The organism is Helicobacter valdiviensis (assembly GCF_003245365.1).
In the GTDB taxonomy this organism is placed as follows: domain Bacteria; phylum Campylobacterota; class Campylobacteria; order Campylobacterales; family Helicobacteraceae; genus Helicobacter_D; species Helicobacter_D valdiviensis.
Genome location: NZ_NBIU01000011.1, coordinates 1 through 16,319 on the forward strand (window position 1 = coordinate 1; position 16,319 = coordinate 16,319).

The window sequence follows — 16,319 nt, forward strand, 5'->3', positions numbered from 1 at the left end:
TTCAATAAGATTCTAGTTAATACCTGCTTAACTTAGACTTAAAGCATTTTAAAAAATTCTTCTAAAGGCAAAGCAGGTTAGAATCTTTTCTTTTTGCCTTTTTTAATCTTTCTTAACCCTTAAATTTAATTTCTTTTTGTTCTAAAATGCTAAGCAAAAAGGCTAAATCTTGGCAAATGGCTGGAAAAAAGATAGAGATAGATATTATAAAGAAAAACTAAGACAATATGAGCAAATCTCTAAAGATTATGGACTAGGTTTAAAATGGGAAGAATACCAGCCACCCGCTTGGGAGTATGCAGACAGAAAAGCACAAAGTGAAAAAAATTGGTTTGAATCTATTTTTAGCGGTGGAAATATTTTTAGTGCTATTCTTAATATTTTAGTGGTTACCTTAAGTATCGCATTAAGCTTTGTAACCTTAGGTTCTACTTTTTTAATTTCTCTTTCTATTATTGGAGGGACTTTGACTTTAGCAAATTATGTATATAGCTCTCTATTAGTTCAAAAGCTAGAATGGCTTAGCATACAAGCTGATATGATAGCCTCTAAAACAGGAGCGCTTAAAGCACATAATGATGCTAAAGAACAAAGCGATATGATTACACATATTTTAATCTATAATCCTTATGAAATGTTTGCAAATGGTAGCATTTATAAATCTCAAAGCGCAGGAGAAGAAAGCTATTCTCCCTCAATTTTTCCAGACACTAACAAAGGAATTTTAGGAACTTTTAAAAAAGACCCTTTAGATGAATTTAATCTTAATAGAGCTCAAGTGCAAAAAGCTGGAGGGAATGGCTTTTTTTCTTATTTGTTAGACCATAAAACACCCATAGAAAAGTTTTCTTTACCCACGCAATCTATTCAAGATATTTTAGAAAACAATATGAGAAGAGCAAATGAGCGCATTACAGAAGGTTTTACAAAACTTAATGAATTGTATTTTAATATCTTAGGCACCGCTGAGCGTGTTTATAGGAGAGTTTTTAAAGAACAAGTAGAGTGCTATTGGACTAAAATGATTCAAAATGATTTTTTAGAAAAGAATAAAAATTATTCTAAAGGTTTAAGGGCAGATTTTAATTATTTGCATAGAAAACATTTTAAAGGAATAAAAAAGAGTGAAGAAGAGATTGCAAAAGAATTTGAAAAGCTATTAGATCATTATAAATTTGTGCAAGAAAGCCCACTTTATAGCTTAGAAGCAAAAGCACAAGAATATTATGCGTCTATTTTGTTTCTTTATTATAAAATCAAAGAAGTTTATGGAGAAAACAAAATAACATTCTTTCCTTTTGAGCCTTTTTATCCGCTTATATTAAACTACAATACAAATTATTACTTTCCACAAGGAGTGGCATTAATTGGGGAAATTTTAAAGTATTTTGAAAAGATTAAACCAAGAATAGAAGAGCTAATGCTACTTTATAAAAAAGAAAAAGATTTTAAAAACGCTCTTAAACATTTAGAAGAACTTGATAATATTTTAAATATTTTAGATGCTAAAAATAAAGAGATTATGCGCTATAAAAGAAGATTTGGCATAGGGGGCAATGATCCTACTGTTAATGATGGTTTTAATAAAACAATAGGGGAATTAAGCGCACCTTTTGCAAGTTATCTTTTCTCTTATCCTTTAAGAGCAGATTTAAATTTAAAACTTACGCACAAAGCAATTATCTTTAATGAATTTTTTAAAAGCTTAGAGAGTGCAAAGCCTAGTGAAGTTGTGCTTTTTTATGAAAGACACATAAGGGGAAGATTTTTTAAAAATAAGATTGTAAAGCACAAAAACCAACCTGCTTTGCCAAATGGTAGTATTAATGATGGTGATGGGGGAAGCACACCACAATATATTTATTTGCATAAAGATTTAAGCGCAGAACCTTATATTTTACTTTTAGAAAATCAAAAGAATGAAAATCTTTTTGGTTTTTTTGGATTAAAAGAGAGGGACTATAAGCTTTATTCAAGGGATTTACCTAAAAATAAAGATTTAGAGAGTTTTGATTTTAAGAGTTTGGATGGATAGTTGGAGAAAATATTAAATTCTCTTTCTTTTATTCTTTTTAGTATCCTAAAGAAGAAGAATCTATACTTACAAATGACGCTGTTCCTTCTCTTACCATTAAAACACAATTTTTCATTCTATATATACTCTCTTCTTTGTTCCCATTTACAAAATGATATTTTTTATTTTTGATAAATTTTTTTAAATTTTCTTCTTTAGACAAAGGAGAAGCAAGCTCAACAACAGCTACTAATCTATTATTTTTAAAAGAAATAAGCATAGGAATTTTATGAATCCTAATTAAAAACATTGCATCAGGACTATCCTTATTTTTTATATAATCTTTAGTTGGTAATACAGGATTCATTTTAGAGATTTTTTTCTCAATACTTTCTAATTCTTCCCCTAAAAAAATATTATAACTATCTGGCAAACATTCCTTTTCTATTTTTAGAAGTGGCAAATTAATCTCCGCCCCTATGGGTTTTATGATAGAAACTAAATCTTCAGCATTATTTATCGCAACAGTGCAGAAGACACTCTCATAGATTTCAACACCTTTAATCTCTTTTACAAAAGAATATCCATTTTTCAATAAAAAATCACTTTGGGCTGGTTCTTTTAATAGGGGGGAGTTTTTTTCCTGCACCGCTTCTATTTTATTATTTATAACAAACAGAGTTAGATTTTTATCCACTAAATAGTATTTTTCATATTCCTCTTTGTCTGATAATATTTTTATTAATTCTTGCTCTTTTAGCTTTTTAATATCATCATTAAGATTAAAACCCATTCTATTAGGCAAACACTCTTTATAATCTATACCAAAAACAAAGCTACACTCTAATAAAAATAATAAAAAACATTTTTTCATTTCTTTTGCCTTCAAGTTTGTTTCATTGCTAAAGCTACTTTATGATAACACAAGAGTGTCGTTCCTGCAATGAAAAGGTTTTATTTTAAGATATAAAAAACGAGCTTAAATCTTGCTTATTACTCCTTTAGCATCTCTAAAAGCTCCCTATCGCTTAGCTCTTCTAAACTTGCAGTATTTTCTTCTTTAATCATAGGTGCTTTACCATAAAGGGCATTTTGCATCTCAAGTAGCATTTTTTGGTATTTCTCTGCACATGCAATCACCATAGGGTCGGCTTTATGCTCCACTCTTAAATTTACCATTTTCATTAGCTCATCTTTTGCTATCATTGCACTAAGTGCTAGATTTTTTTGGATAAAATTTGCACTCATAGCCCCTAGTAGAAGTTCTTCTGTGCTACTTTCAAGCATATTGTTTAAAATCATAGAATCAATTTTATAGGCTTCATCGCCTAGATTTTGTTTGATTCTTGTCTTGATGTCTTCTTGTTTTTTGCTTAAAATAGAACCAAATTCTTTTTTGATTAATTCCCCTTGCAATTCTTTTTGAGGAATATCTTTAATCGCACTTCCTGCCTCCCAGCCTTCTTTATTAATCCAATCCATTAAAGTGCGATAATTGATATTAAAAAGTTCCGCAACTGCTTTTGGGGTTTGATAGTGGGTTTCAAAATAAATTTTAATTTCTTGTTTGTTTTTTATCAAAATACAATCCTTTTAGCTTCACTTTTTGTTTTTAAACAATCCTAACTAAAACTTTTTTGCTTTTAAAGGGTTAAATTTTTAACCCTTAAATTTGCTTTTAATAAAACCTATAATGCAAAAATAAAAAATTCTAGCAGTTTTAAGGAAGCAAAATGACACATAACACACCCTTAGAGGAAGTTCTAAACACTCCAGAATTTATAAGACAAGTGGAGCAAACACTACTAATTGCACAAGAAATTCATAACTCCTTTACACTTTTAATTGGAAAATATGAAGCAGGTATCGCGCAAGGGGGCGAACTACAAGAACAAATCAAAGACACTCTTTTGCTTTGTCAAAATATACAACAAGAAATTTTACAAGACAAAGAAACAATCAAAGTAATTTTAAAACAAGCACAAGAGGATTTAAAGATTTTAGGGGATTATATCCTAGAGCAAAAGAAGGAAATTTTACTTTCTTTAGAAGAGAATAGAGAAATCAAAGAATTTGTTAAAACTTCTAAAGAAGAGATTTTGATGTATTCTGAAAATATTGCTTATCTTTTAGAGCAATTAAAACAATATGAAGAATTAATTGCAACACTTAGTAGCTTGGTAGAGGAAAATATCCATCTAAAAGATGAAATCATAGAAGAAATTACACAAAAAGCTACCGCTTTAAAAAATGAGTTAAGCACACATTTTGAAGCTTTTAAAGAACAAGTTTCACTAGATAGATTTGCCACTAAAGAAGAGCTAGAAAAGATTAAAGAGCTTATTCCAAACAAAGAACCTCCTATGAGCGAAGAAAAACAAAGTCTTTTAGAGCAAATAGAAGCTAAAAACGCACAAATAGAAGCTAAAAATGGAGAAATAGAAGAGCTAAACGCTTTACTTGAAGCCTTGCCAGATCCAAAAGATTTAGAAGAGTTAGAGCAGACTAAAGCCCAAAAAGAACAAGAAGTTAGTTCTTTAGAGCAAGAAATTAGCACTCTAACAACCGCAATAGAAGAAAAACAAACACTAAAAACACAAAAAGAACAACAATTAGAAAGTGCAAGTGAAGAAGAAAAACCAGCACTTATAGAAGAAATCGCCCTTTTAAATGAAGAAATAGAAGCACTTACACAAGAGCTAACAAGCAAAAATGGGGCTAAGGAGGATTTGCAACAAAGCATTTTAGAACTTCTAGTAGAAATTGCCTCTTTAGAGCTAGAACTCTCACAAACAAAGGAGCAAAGAGAGGAGTATTTAGCACAAATTGAAACAAAAAATAACGAGCTTAATGCTTTAAAATTAGAATTGCAAACTCTAAAAGACAGACTAGAAGAAATTATAAAAGGCGAATATGATGAAACTTTAATCCCACAACTTCCTAGCGAACTTACTACAAAGCATTATGTAGATAAGCAAGATTTAGCCCTTAAAAATGAAATCATGCAAGAAATACAAGCCATAGAGGAGCTTATCCCAAAAGGAGATGAAGACTTAGAACAAACCCAAGAGCAAATTAAAGAGTTAGAAGAGCAAATTAAATCCAAAGAAGAAGAATTACAAAGTATAATAGAACAAATTAGACAAGCACAAGCTGAGGAGCCACCGCAAGACACAACAGCCCTAGAAGAACAAAAAAGAGCTTTAGAAGAACTTTTAGCACAATTAAGAGAAGATTTAGAGGGCTTTAAAAAAGAAGAGGAAGAAAGCTTAAAACCCTCTTTGCCACAAGATTTAACCACAAAAAGCTATGTAGATAGCGAAATTTTAAAGCTTTTAAAAGAATTAAGAACTTTTATACAAGAAGCTAACCAAAAAGATACACAAAATGTAAAAATTTCAGGCAATCAAAGCATTGCAGGGAATAAAACCTTTAGTGGAGCAACAACCCTAACAAGTGCTACAATTAATGGGGTAACTACGCAAAAAGGTGCGCTAAATTGTAGCTCCACCTTAACACTAGCAGGAACTGCAACTTTAAATGGAGCGATTGCCCTAAATGGTGCAGTAACTTCTAAAAGTGCAATTACTGCAAGTGCAAATCCTGCCAATGATAACCATTTAACAAGAAAATGGTATGTGGATTATGGAGGAGGTCTTAAGAACTTAGGAAACCAAACTGCCCCAAAAATTGATTTAAGACAATCCCAACATTTTGTTTTAACAATGACCGCAAAAGGTGCTGTGGGTGTAGGAAACTGGGGAGGAGCTGGAAAGAGCGGAACTATCACAATCAACAACGCACAAAATATTACTTCTTTTTCTGCTCCTTTTAAATTTAGAATCGCACAAAGTGGGTTTAGTGGCACAGAAACTTTTGCATATTTTTGTATAGCTTCTAATAATATTAAGCTTGTAAGGACTTAAAATGAATGCACAACTTTTAAGTGATAGCGGTTTGAAAATTATTTTGCCTCCAAGTCTTGGAGGAGGAGAGGGGATTTATAATCAAGTTTTAGAAATTAACAATCCTACGCCTTTTGTGGATTTTGTTGTGCCTGCTTCTTTGGCAAATAAAAAAGATGTTTTGGTGTTGGGTGAGGCTTGGTGTGCTAGTGGTTGGACTTGGAAAACCGCACAATTATGGGTGCGTTTAACTTGGAATAATTTTGCAAATTCTATACATTTTTTTGGTGGGACTCGTTATGTCGCAAACACAAAAGTTAAGGTGGAGCAAAAAGTAAGTTTTGGAGATATTAAAGATTTAAAAATGCGATTATCAGTTTATAACACAGGCTCAGCAGGTTCTGCATCAGGCTGGGAAGTTACTAAGCCTGCTGCAAGATGTAATTTAAAGCTTTATTATAACTAAAGGAGAAAGAATGTTTTATGATATTTCAAAAGATTGTTTAAAATATGATGATGTGTTTTATAAAGAGGTGTCAATTAAGACAGAAGAAGGAGAGCAAAAAGGTGAAGATACTTATTTTTTAAGTGCATGTGATGATAATCTTTTAAAAGAGCTTGGTTTTGCTAAAGTGGAGCAAGAAGAATTTCCAAACTTTGATTCTTTAAAAGAAGAAATACAAGAGATTAAAAGCTATGATGAAAAGACAAATATTTATAGAATTTCTTACAAGATTACTCTAAAGTCCTTACAAGATCTAAAAGAACTTAAAAAACAAGAGATTGACAGCAAAAGAGATGAAGCAATAGAGAGTGGTGTTAGCTTTAAAAACAAAATTTTTCAAAGTGCGGAAAAAGATAGGAATTTGCTTACAAGCACGGTAAGTCTTTTTTCAATCTCTAAGCAACTTCCGCAAGATTTTGTTTGGATTGCAAAAGATAATAGTGCTATTCCTATGAGTTTAGAAGATTTAATCATGCTAGGTTCTTTAATGGCGCAAAGCGTAAATCTTAACACAATTAAAGCAAGAGAGTTAAAAGATAGAGTAGAACTTGCAAAGAATAAAGAAGAGCTAGAACTCATAACTTGGGAGGAAGCACCACAAAAAAGTAAAAAGAGGAATAAATAATGGACTTAAATGAAAAAAGCAATATTTTTTTAATTTTTGGAAGTGGGGTTTTAGCAGTGTTTTTTCAAATTATAGCATATTTAGGTATTTCAAGCGCACAGGTTTATGCTTTGTTGGTGGCTTTTGCATTTAGTGGTTTTGCAGGCTTTGTTAAAACAATTTCTTTTAGAGAGGATTTAAAAGCTTTTATATGTTTTGATGTTACAAGCAAAACTTTAAGCCTCTTTATTCCCTTTATTGTAGCTTTTGGGGCAAAAACAATACCTAGTCTTTATATTTTTGTAGATTATTGTTTTAGCTTTTTAATACTAGGAGAAATATTAAGCTTTTTAATTTGCATCCAAGCACTTAGAACTCGCAATAAAGAGATTAAAGAGCTTGATATTTACAATCTAGCGATTAATAAATTTAAAGATTTTGTATCCAGACATTTAAAGCTAGAGAGCAAACAAATAGAAGCAAATAAAGCACAAGATACAAGCATAAAAAAGGAAGAAAATGGAGCATAAAGAACTTATAACAATATTAAGAGAGGGCAAAGACTTTGAGCTTTTGCAAGATTTTTGTTTTTATAGCAAAAGTTTAAGAGAATATAAAAAAGATTTAGGCATTTTTTATCATACAAACGATAAAGCAGAAGTTTTTATAAGAGTTCCAAAAGGCTTTCGCACAGATTTTGGGAGTATCCCCCAGCTTTTTCAAAGCCTTTTAAGTCCTGTTGGAAAACCCACGAAAGCCTATGTTGTGCATGATTACTTTTGCACTCTAGCAAATAAAGGGAAGATCAAAAGAAAAATTGCAGATAATATCTTTAAAGTAGCACTTAAAACTTTAGGTTGCAATATTTTTAAAACCTATTTGCTCTATGTTAGCGTAAGGCTGTTTTCCCTCATCGTTATTCCAATAAAAAAGCTCTCACAAAAGATTTTTTAACCCTTTAATGTAAAAGATAATTCCTTTAAACTAAAAATTTCAATTTTAATTTAAAGGATTTTTTATGTATGAAATAACACTTTTTAGTTCAGGAGCAATTATTGGTGCTACTATCATGTTCTTTGTATATGCTAATAACAATAAACGCTTCTCAAAATACGCACAAGAGATTGACAAAAAGCTTGAAGAAATAAGAAAGGAGAAAAATAATGACTAGAAAAAAAGAAATTTTGGCGTTTATCGCTCCTTTAAGTGCAGAGTTTGAGGGCTTTTCTTCTAAGGTTTATATCTGTCCTGCTGGGTATAAGACAATAGGCTATGGGAGAAATATAGAAGCAAACCCACTCACTAAAGAGGAAGAGGCTTTATTAATTAATGGAGAGGTTAGCGAGGCTTTAGCACTTTCTTGGCTAGAAAAGGAGTTAAGCAAAGATTATGATTTATTAGAGAGCAATTTTCCTTTTTTTATTGAGCTTAGCACAAAAAGAGCGGGTGCCCTAGTAGATTTAGTCTATAACTTAGGATTTACAGGGTTTAAGGGCTTTAAAAAAACCATTAGTGCATTAGAACAAAAAGATTTTAATAAAGCCGCTTGTGAATTAGAGGATTCTAAATGGTTTAGACAAGTTAAAAGGCGTGGAGTAGCTATTGTAGATTTAATAAGGAATGGCTAAATGGAAAAATATAGCTTAGGTGCAAATTTCATTTTGCTTTTCATCTTGCTTGTTGTAGGGTTTTTTTATAAAGGAGCATTACAAGAAAATCAAAGGCTAGAAATGGCTTTAAAAATTGAACTCTCTAACACAAAGATTTTAAATGAAGCACTAGAGGCACAAAATGAGGCTTATAGAGCTTTAGAAGTAAAGAGTAGCAAACCTCCACCAACGCTTAATACTATTAAAGAAATCTATATTAAAGATAAGACTTGCCAAAGTGAGCTAGAAGCTTATAAAAGTTTATTTTTAGAGCTTGGGAAAAGCCCATAATCACAAAATACAAAAATTCTAATGATAGTTTTTGTAGGTAAAATTTACAAATCTATCATTGGAGTTTTATCTTTATGCTTTTTTTAGCTCATAAATTACATAAAATAAAATCCCAAAAAAGCCTACAATAGAAAAAATCAATGCCATTAATCCTGCTGTCATTCTTTCTCCTTTTCTAGTCTTTTTATTCATAAGCATATTATATCCAATTTTTTTAACCCTTAATTTAAACTTTTAAAAATCCTAAAATATCTTAAATTTTTAAAGGTTGTTTATGAAAATTTTATTTTTATCTCTGCTTTGTCTTATCTTTATAGGTTGTAGTGCTAAACCCATTGTAAAAATGCAAACAAAAGAGGTGCTAATACCTATTAAATGTAATCTAGTTTTACCCAAAAAGCCAAAAGAGGATGGGAGCTTTGAAAGCCATAAAAATTTATCGCTTTATTTTTTGAAGGTAGAACAAATTGCCAAAGATTGCACAAAATAAAGTGAGATTGCAAAAATCTTACAAGAGAGGATTAAAGTTAAAACAAATTAAAATTAATTGAAAGGATTTATTTAAATGCTAAGCATAACAGAGTTAGAAGAATTGTATAAAAATGATTGTGATTTTAATGCTTTAAGTTTGCAAGAATACAAAGAGGCTAAAAAATATTACCATTCTAACCAGCTTCCAAGCGATGTAGAGGCTATCATTAAAGAGCGTGGGGGAGTGCCAATTTATGAAAATATTTTTAGATTAGTGATTAATAAAATTCTAGGCTATAAAACCCAATCTATTCAAGAAGTGCGTGTAAGTGGAAGACAAGAAGAAGACAAAGCACTAGCAGAAGTGCTAAACGATCTTTTAGATGTGTTTTCTCAAAGTGAAAATTATGATAAAGAGATTGTTAAAAGAGATAAAGATTTAATTTTTGGGCTTAGCGTTATGCAAGTTTGGATTAAAAAAGAGGGGGAAGATTTTATACTAGATTTAGAAAATATCCCAGCTGATAGCTTTGTGATTGATAAATACAGCACAGATTCTAATGCAAAAGATGCTAGGAGATTCCATAGATTTATTAATACTTCTTTTAGTTTTGCTAAAAGCCTATTGCAAGATGCTAATATCCATTATATAGAAGATGAAGCAGAAAAAAGAGTGAATTTAATAGAGAGTTGGATTAAAGAAGAAAATGGGGCTTTTTCGCGATATATTTGGCAAGTGGGTGGAGAAGTGTTGCATTTTAGCCCCTCTCCTTTTAAAGATGGAAGCCACCCTTTTGTAATTGCAAAATATGCCATAGATGAAAAAAATTGTTGGTATGGGCTTTTTAGAGACATTAAGCCTTTGCAAGATTATATCAATTTTGCAGAGAATAGAATGGCAAATATGATGGGCTCTTTCAAAGCATTTTTTGAAGAAGACGCAGTTATCAACGCAGAAAGTTTTGCAAATGAGGCGAGTTTGGATAATGCAGTTGTAAAAGTTGCAAATGGTGCGATTAGAGAGGGTAAAATCCATTTTGTAGAACACCATAATGATATAGCAACACTCACACAAAAGGTAAATGAAAAAAGAAGCTTAGCAAAAATATTAAGCGGTTTAAACGATGAAGCACTGGGCATGGCAATCAACCGCCAAAGCGGAGTAGCAATCGCACAAAGAAGAGATGCTGGGCTTATGGGTTTGCAAGATTTTATTAAAATTGGCGATGAAATGGATAAACTTATTTTCCAAAAAGCTATTAATTTAATACAGCATTATTTTACAAAAAAGCAAGTTTTTAAAATCGTGGATAAAAAAGTGGGAGTGAGATATTTTGAAATCAATTCAAATCCTAGTAATTCTATTAGAGTTGGAAAGTTTGATTTAATCTATAAAACACAGCTTAAAACACAAGGAAGAGAAGAGAGGTTTGCTCATTGGAGTGAGATGCTAAAAACTATCGCACAAATTCGCCCTGATTTAGTAGCATCACTACTTCCTTTAATGCTAAAAGATACAGATAGCCCAATAGTAGCAGATGTAGAAGAGATTATAAAAAAACAAGAAGAAGCGCAAAAAGGAGCTAATGAGGAAAATTCTAAAATCCAAAGAATGCAATTAGAGCTAAGCTTACAAGAAGCACAAGCTAAGATTAAAGAGCTAGAGGGCAAGGCTTTAAAATATTCCGCACAAGGAGAATTAGCGCAAGGCTTAGCCAAAGAGAAACAAGAACAATTAAAGAGTATAGAAGAAGGAGAAATTGATTTTAGCAAATACCATACTAAAGGAAATATGGATAATAAACTAATCCAAACCAATAAAGGAATGGATTTAAGATAGCTTAATAAAAAGTGTGTATAATTACACACTAAGGATTAGAGATGAGTAAAAAAGATAAATTGATAAAGGATTTAGAAAACAATTCTAAAGATGTTCGCTTTGAAACTCTTAAAAAACTTTTATTGGAATGTGGATATAGTGCATATAATAATGGTTCATCACATTTTCAATTTAGAAAAGAAGGGTGCGAGATTATTACTATTCCTTATAAAAGACCTGTTAAACCCATTTATGTAAAAATGGTTTTAAAAGCTATTAAGGAGCAAGAATGAAAAAAGATTTGGAATATTATTTAAATTTGCCCTATGAGATTATTTTAAAAAAGCTTAGCAAACAAGAAGGGGGAGGGTATTTTGCAAGTTATAAAGATTTCCCCTATATTATGGGAGATGGGGAGAGTGAAATAGAAGCTTTAGAAGATGTCAAAGAAGCTTTTAAGGGTGCTATTGCTTTAATGTTAGAGAAAAAAGATAAAATTAAAGAACCCAATGAAGATAAAAGAGTGAGAATTAATATAACTATTTCTTCAAAATTATTAGAAGAAATTGACAAAACTACACATAATCGCTCACAATTTTTAAGCGATTGTGCTTATAGAGCTTTGCACTTAAACTCTTAAACTTAAAAGCTTTAATAGCAAGGCTTTTAAAATTTTCTCCATAGCTTTTAATATCTCTTTTTACTTTAACCCTTTTTTTAAAAATGCAATTTTCCTATCATTAGCAAAAAAGGAAAAAGCATGGCAAATTTTGGATTATATGAACTCCCTATAAAAAATACCCCTTTTAAAGCTCCTAAATTAAATGAATACAAAGGAGCCACTAGCCTTGTTTCCACAACGCCAACTAGCAAAGGAGCAGGAGGATTTTTTGATTTTATAGGTTCTAAGGGTTTTTCTAATGCAATGGCAGGAATTGGAGCGGGGATTGACATTTTTAACGCATTTAGTTCTTTTTCTAATGGAAAAAAAGCCCTAAAAGAGCAACAAAGAATGAATGATTTATTAGAAAGGCAATACCAAACAGAAAATAAACGCTATGAAGAGAACAAAAAAGAGCAAGATGAAGCAAATAAAATCATCGCAGATTCTGCTTCTTTATTTAACGATAATCCTATGCAAAGACAATAAGATGCGAACGATAAATTATCCCTTTAATGCAAACAAAGCCTTTTTAAAAAACTCTTTTTCTCAAATTTTAGGGGAGTTAGAGTTAAAAAGAGGAGAAAATGAGCTTAAAACTACAAGTGATGGCGAGTATTATGAAGATAGCTTTTTAAACAAAATTTTTGTTTATGAGGGTGAGGGAATTTTGGATTTTAGCGATTGTTTAAAAGATTTAGATTTTAACAATTTGGAATTTAGCTTTTTAGAAGAGTTTTTAAGCACACAAGAACATAATATCAATATTTCTAATTTTCAAAAGAGGAAGATTGAAGAGTTTATAAAAGTCTATGATACAAACATAAAAAAGGGCTGTGTTTATCTAGCTCCAAGTGGTTTTAAGGAGCTAGATAGAGCTTTGGTATATGGTTTTATGCAATAAATTCGCATTTGGGTAAGCAATGCAAAAGATTTGAAAGATTTTAAGGGGTTCGCAGAGTATAGCTCTAGCCTCTCCCCTAAAATCTTTCAAAAGCTTTCACAGCGTAGGCACAACTGCTAGAATTTTTGCATTTAGCACTCTTGTAAAACAAGAGCGAAGCTCTCACGAAGTGGCGCGGAGCCTTTTTGCACTGCACTTCGTTTGTGGATAACGCTTCGCTTGTATGGGGATTTGAAAGGACAGCCTGCTGTCCTTCATCGCAAAGAGGGGCTTTGCTCCTCTGCGAAGTTAAAAAAAGAAATTAAAAAGCGAAGCTCCCCGCTCACAAAGTGAGTGGGACGGGGGCTTTAGGTGGGTGCAGGGAGTGGAACTCCCGCTCGCGTAATGAGGAATTCACTTCCTCTGCGAAATTAAAAAAAGAAATTAAATAGCGAAGCTTCTCCCCGTTTGCGTTAGCAAATGGGACGGGGGCTTTAGAGGGTCAAGGGACGAGCAGTCCCTTGTCGCAAAGAGGAATTCACTTCCTCTGCGAAATTAAAATTAAAATAAAAGGAATTTTTATGACAAGAGATCCAATCAATACAGGTAGTCAGACTTTAGGGCTTTTAGTAGCAAACACTCAAAATCTAAGCGAAGAGAGGAGGAAAAACTCTCTTGCTACTGCAAGCTTTTTACAAAATGCTTACTCTAAGCTTTATAATGCAAACACGCTTAGCCTAGAGCAAGAGCAAAGAGATAAGGACAATGCTTTTAAACAAAGAAGTTTAGAGCAAACCCAAGAGCAAATAGACAACCAAAAAAGCCAGTGGCAAATCCAAAATGACTTAAACGAGAAAGAATTAAAAGAAAGAGTGAGGCAAAATGATTTAAACTATAAAATAAACAAAGAGCAAATCGCACAAAATTATTGGCTCAATGCTCCTAAAGTAGAGTATGAAAGATGGAAAAATAATATTTTATCAAGTGAGGTGGAAGAATATAATCCATTAGGAGAAATACCACTAAAGGATAATATGCAGACAAACACACAGGCAAATACGCAAAGCCTAAATCAAGCACCCTCATCAAACAATACACCAAACACACAAAACCAAAGCATTATGCAAAAATACATCTCCCACACAATGCCAAAAGAGACACCAGCCCCTAAGCCTAAGATGGTAAGCATTTTAGAAAATATCAACACAAAATTGCAATATGGAACGCCACTAAATGCGTATGAGATGTTTGCGGCTAATAATCTTGGGATTGATTATAAAAAAATTATGCATGATATGGAAGTCAAAAAAGTAGATATTGGTAGCACAGCAGAAAAATTTAATCGTAGAATTGCATCACTTGAAGCAATTCAAGATTTTATAACTATGGGAAGAAATGAAGCAGGTTTTGGCAAATGGCTTGATAGACTTATGCATGAGAAAAGTGGTGGTTGGACTGATTTAAATGCAGAAAGTGCCGCTTTTAAATCTGCAGATACTGCTATGGAGGATATTCTGGCAGCTGGATTATCAGAAGGAAAGCCAACAAATTATGATAAACTGAGAGCTAAAGAGTTTTCAGCAAAAGGAAGAAATAATGAAGAGCAGAGAACTATTTTGTCTGCTCCTTATAATACTATCTTGCGTCTAGCTCAATCAGAATTAGATACTTTAAAAGCAAAAAATGCTCCCAAAGAGCTTATAGAAAGTTATGAAGAGATTATAAAGCCATTTTACAAAAATTCTCAGTATCTATCAGATTCAATTTATAACAAAAAAGACTTCAATTATGAAAAATGGATGGAAATGACAAAAAATAGGGCTATGGGTGATGTTTTTAGCAAAAGCATTAAGCAAAACAAAGAAGATAATATCAAAATTATAGAATAGTTATGCTAAACTGCCTCTAATATTTTGGAGGTTAGTTTTATGAAAAAGCTATTTTTATGTTTATTGTTAGGGGTTAGTCTTTTAAAAGCAGAATGTGATGTATTGGGGCTTAAGCTTAATAGGACAAGTGCAAAGGAACTTGCCTCAAAATATGTTGTTTTAGCAGTGGAAAAAGATTCAGGAGCGATACAATACAAGCTTGAACCTAGACAATTTAAGATTAATGAGATAAATGAGATTGAAATAGGTTTTAACGATAATGGACTTTTAGAATATGTATCGTTACAGCTTCTTGCTTCTCCTGGTGAATATAAAAGAGTAAAAGAGATTTTGGATAAAAAATATATTTCACTAGAAGAGGAAGGAGATGAAATAACTACTGGAGGTTGGTTTAGCGAAAAGAAAGTTTTGTCTTCTTGGATTTTTTATAGGACAAAAGACATGAAAGATTGTGAAGTTTCTATCTTATATCGTCCTAAAGAATTTAAGCTAGAAGTTAATTATTTGCATGTGCCTTATCCTCAATTTTTATATCCTTTAGAAAAAGCCTTGTAATAAGGGAATTTATAAAGTTGGTTTAATGAAAAAGATAATTTTATGTTTATTGTTAGGGATTAGTCTTTTAAAAGCAGAATGTAGCGTGTTAGGCTTTGAGTTGGGAGTTACAACACTTAAGGAAATTGGAAAAAAGACAAAACTAGAAATTATTGATAAAAATACTGCAAGAATATCGCCAGAGCTATTTGGGATTGAAGGGTTGGAGGATGTTGAGCTTCGGTATAGAGGAGAAAAAGTTTATCAAATTGGACTACTTTTTGAACCCTCACAAAAGAAGTATTGGGAATTAAAGAAAGTTTTAAAATCCAAATATCATCTATATGCAGAATCAGAGGAAAAGATTGGTGCAGGACTTGCAGGAGATGTTACATTTTTTGCAAAGGATAATAAAAATTGCCTTGTTTGGTTGAATGTGGTTGAAATTGAAAATAAAGGGGAGGGAATATTGTTTATATATTATGCTCTTGTCAATGCTATCACTCCAGAAGAAAAATACCTTTAATTTGGGGATTATTAATGAAGACAAAGATTAAGCTAGAGGCAATGGTTTATGCTTAAAATAATGATAGTATGGGTTATTTTTATATTTCAAATTTCTTTAGCACAAGAATGTGGAGCATTTGGACTTAGGATAGGAGAAAATACATTTGACGAAATTTCTAGGGAATTTTCTTTAGTAGAAGATGATTTTGGCTATAACATTAAGCCACTAAAATCACTCAATATGAATTTTAAAGCCAATGTTGTTTTTCATAAAGATGTCTTATCGGGAATAAAGTTGAAATTTTCTCCTAGTGAAAAATTATACTCACAAATAAAAGGAGTTCTTGACTCTAAGTATGAGCAAACTAGCATTGAAGAAAGTGCTGAAGAGCTTTTATTTCATAAAAGAGAAGTATATAATGCATTTTTACAATATCGTAAAAAAGATATGAAAGAGTGTGTGATTTGGTTGCTTTATACTAATATTGAAAATGAGGGAAAAATAGAAATTATTTATTTTTTACAGGAGAAGGAAAATAAAGCCGATGATATGCAAGAATTACTAATGGAAAATCTTTAAAATTATG

General features: G+C 31.6%; 21 protein-coding genes. 19 read left to right on the forward strand and 2 right to left on the reverse strand.

The window, feature by feature from the left end:
* Nucleotides 1-169 precede the first annotated feature (169 nt).
* The gene (locus tag B6S12_RS05005; protein WP_111229714.1) at nt 170-2,035 is read left to right on the forward strand and encodes a hypothetical protein; all 1,866 of its coding nucleotides are present in this window, start codon (nt 170-172) and stop codon (nt 2,033-2,035) included.
* Nucleotides 2,036-2,072: 37 nt separating this feature from the next.
* Here B6S12_RS05005 and B6S12_RS05010 read toward each other — a convergent pair whose 3' ends face one another.
* Together B6S12_RS05010 and B6S12_RS05015 are read right to left on the reverse strand one after the other, a co-directional pair.
* Nucleotides 2,073-2,888: a hypothetical protein gene (locus tag B6S12_RS05010; RefSeq protein ID WP_111229715.1), complete on the reverse strand. Its 816-nt coding sequence runs from the start codon at nt 2,886-2,888 to the stop codon at nt 2,073-2,075.
* Nucleotides 2,889-3,007: 119 nt separating this feature from the next.
* Nucleotides 3,008-3,595: a hypothetical protein gene (locus tag B6S12_RS05015; RefSeq protein WP_111229716.1), complete on the reverse strand. Its 588-nt coding sequence runs from the start codon at nt 3,593-3,595 to the stop codon at nt 3,008-3,010.
* A 152-nt stretch (nt 3,596-3,747) separates the two neighbouring features.
* On the opposite strand from B6S12_RS05015, the gene B6S12_RS05020 reads away from it, so the two are divergent.
* The 18 genes from B6S12_RS05020 (at nt 3,748) to B6S12_RS05100 (ending at nt 16,312) form a co-directional block, all read left to right on the forward strand.
* A complete protein-coding gene (locus tag B6S12_RS05020; protein ID WP_111229717.1) occupies nt 3,748-5,940 on the forward strand; it encodes a hypothetical protein in 2,193 nt (730 codons plus the stop codon).
* A 1-nt stretch (nt 5,941) separates the two neighbouring features.
* The gene (locus B6S12_RS05025; protein WP_111229718.1) at nt 5,942-6,385 is read left to right on the forward strand and encodes a hypothetical protein; all 444 of its coding nucleotides are present in this window, start codon (nt 5,942-5,944) and stop codon (nt 6,383-6,385) included.
* A gap of 10 nt (nt 6,386-6,395) precedes the next feature.
* Nucleotides 6,396-7,049 carry a DUF4376 domain-containing protein gene (locus B6S12_RS05030; RefSeq protein WP_111229719.1) on the forward strand — a complete coding sequence of 218 codons (654 nt, stop codon included), beginning with the start codon at nt 6,396-6,398 and terminating at the stop codon, nt 7,047-7,049.
* Nucleotides 7,049-7,558 (forward strand): hypothetical protein, encoded by a 510-nt coding sequence (locus tag B6S12_RS05035; protein WP_181450961.1) that lies wholly within the window; start codon nt 7,049-7,051, stop codon nt 7,556-7,558. The genes B6S12_RS05030 and B6S12_RS05035 overlap by 1 nt, the downstream gene beginning before the upstream one ends.
* On the forward strand, nt 7,548-7,982 hold the full coding sequence (locus B6S12_RS05040) for a DUF1353 domain-containing protein (protein ID WP_111229720.1): 435 nt from the start codon (nt 7,548-7,550) through the stop codon (nt 7,980-7,982). The genes B6S12_RS05035 and B6S12_RS05040 overlap by 11 nt, the downstream gene beginning before the upstream one ends.
* Before the next feature lie 64 nt (nt 7,983-8,046).
* Nucleotides 8,047-8,199 carry a hypothetical protein gene (locus tag B6S12_RS11060; RefSeq protein WP_181450962.1) on the forward strand — a complete coding sequence of 51 codons (153 nt, stop codon included), beginning with the start codon at nt 8,047-8,049 and terminating at the stop codon, nt 8,197-8,199.
* Complete coding sequence (locus B6S12_RS05045; protein WP_111229721.1) at nt 8,192-8,656, forward strand: glycoside hydrolase family protein; 465 nt, start codon at nt 8,192-8,194, stop codon at nt 8,654-8,656. Before B6S12_RS11060 ends, B6S12_RS05045 begins: the two co-directional genes overlap by 8 nt.
* Nucleotides 8,657-8,968, forward strand: a complete 312-nt coding sequence (locus B6S12_RS05050) for a hypothetical protein (RefSeq protein ID WP_111229722.1) — start codon at nt 8,657-8,659, stop codon at nt 8,966-8,968.
* A gap of 274 nt (nt 8,969-9,242) precedes the next feature.
* Nucleotides 9,243-9,458 (forward strand): hypothetical protein, encoded by a 216-nt coding sequence (locus tag B6S12_RS05055; RefSeq protein ID WP_111229509.1) that lies wholly within the window; start codon nt 9,243-9,245, stop codon nt 9,456-9,458.
* 75 nt (nt 9,459-9,533) lie between these two features.
* Nucleotides 9,534-11,279: a portal protein gene (locus B6S12_RS05060; RefSeq protein WP_111229723.1), complete on the forward strand. Its 1,746-nt coding sequence runs from the start codon at nt 9,534-9,536 to the stop codon at nt 11,277-11,279.
* A gap of 41 nt (nt 11,280-11,320) precedes the next feature.
* Entirely contained in the window at nt 11,321-11,551 is a 231-nt protein-coding gene (locus B6S12_RS05065) for a type II toxin-antitoxin system HicA family toxin (RefSeq protein WP_111229724.1), read from the forward strand.
* On the forward strand, nt 11,548-11,898 hold the full coding sequence (locus tag B6S12_RS05070; RefSeq protein ID WP_111229725.1) for a type II toxin-antitoxin system HicB family antitoxin: 351 nt from the start codon (nt 11,548-11,550) through the stop codon (nt 11,896-11,898). The genes B6S12_RS05065 and B6S12_RS05070 overlap by 4 nt, the downstream gene beginning before the upstream one ends.
* A gap of 120 nt (nt 11,899-12,018) precedes the next feature.
* Nucleotides 12,019-12,408 (forward strand): hypothetical protein, encoded by a 390-nt coding sequence (locus B6S12_RS05075; RefSeq protein WP_111229726.1) that lies wholly within the window; start codon nt 12,019-12,021, stop codon nt 12,406-12,408.
* A 1-nt stretch (nt 12,409) separates the two neighbouring features.
* Complete coding sequence (locus tag B6S12_RS05080) at nt 12,410-12,823, forward strand: hypothetical protein (RefSeq protein ID WP_111229727.1); 414 nt, start codon at nt 12,410-12,412, stop codon at nt 12,821-12,823.
* Between the two features lie 560 nt (nt 12,824-13,383).
* The gene (locus B6S12_RS05085) at nt 13,384-14,691 is read left to right on the forward strand and encodes a hypothetical protein (protein WP_111229728.1); all 1,308 of its coding nucleotides are present in this window, start codon (nt 13,384-13,386) and stop codon (nt 14,689-14,691) included.
* A 39-nt stretch (nt 14,692-14,730) separates the two neighbouring features.
* Nucleotides 14,731-15,246 carry a hypothetical protein gene (locus B6S12_RS05090; RefSeq protein ID WP_111229729.1) on the forward strand — a complete coding sequence of 172 codons (516 nt, stop codon included), beginning with the start codon at nt 14,731-14,733 and terminating at the stop codon, nt 15,244-15,246.
* A 25-nt stretch (nt 15,247-15,271) separates the two neighbouring features.
* Nucleotides 15,272-15,751, forward strand: a complete 480-nt coding sequence (locus B6S12_RS05095; protein ID WP_111229730.1) for a hypothetical protein — start codon at nt 15,272-15,274, stop codon at nt 15,749-15,751.
* Nucleotides 15,752-15,811: 60 nt separating this feature from the next.
* A complete protein-coding gene (locus B6S12_RS05100) occupies nt 15,812-16,312 on the forward strand; it encodes a hypothetical protein (RefSeq protein WP_181450963.1) in 501 nt (166 codons plus the stop codon).
* The last annotated feature ends 7 nt before the right edge of the window (nt 16,313-16,319 follow it).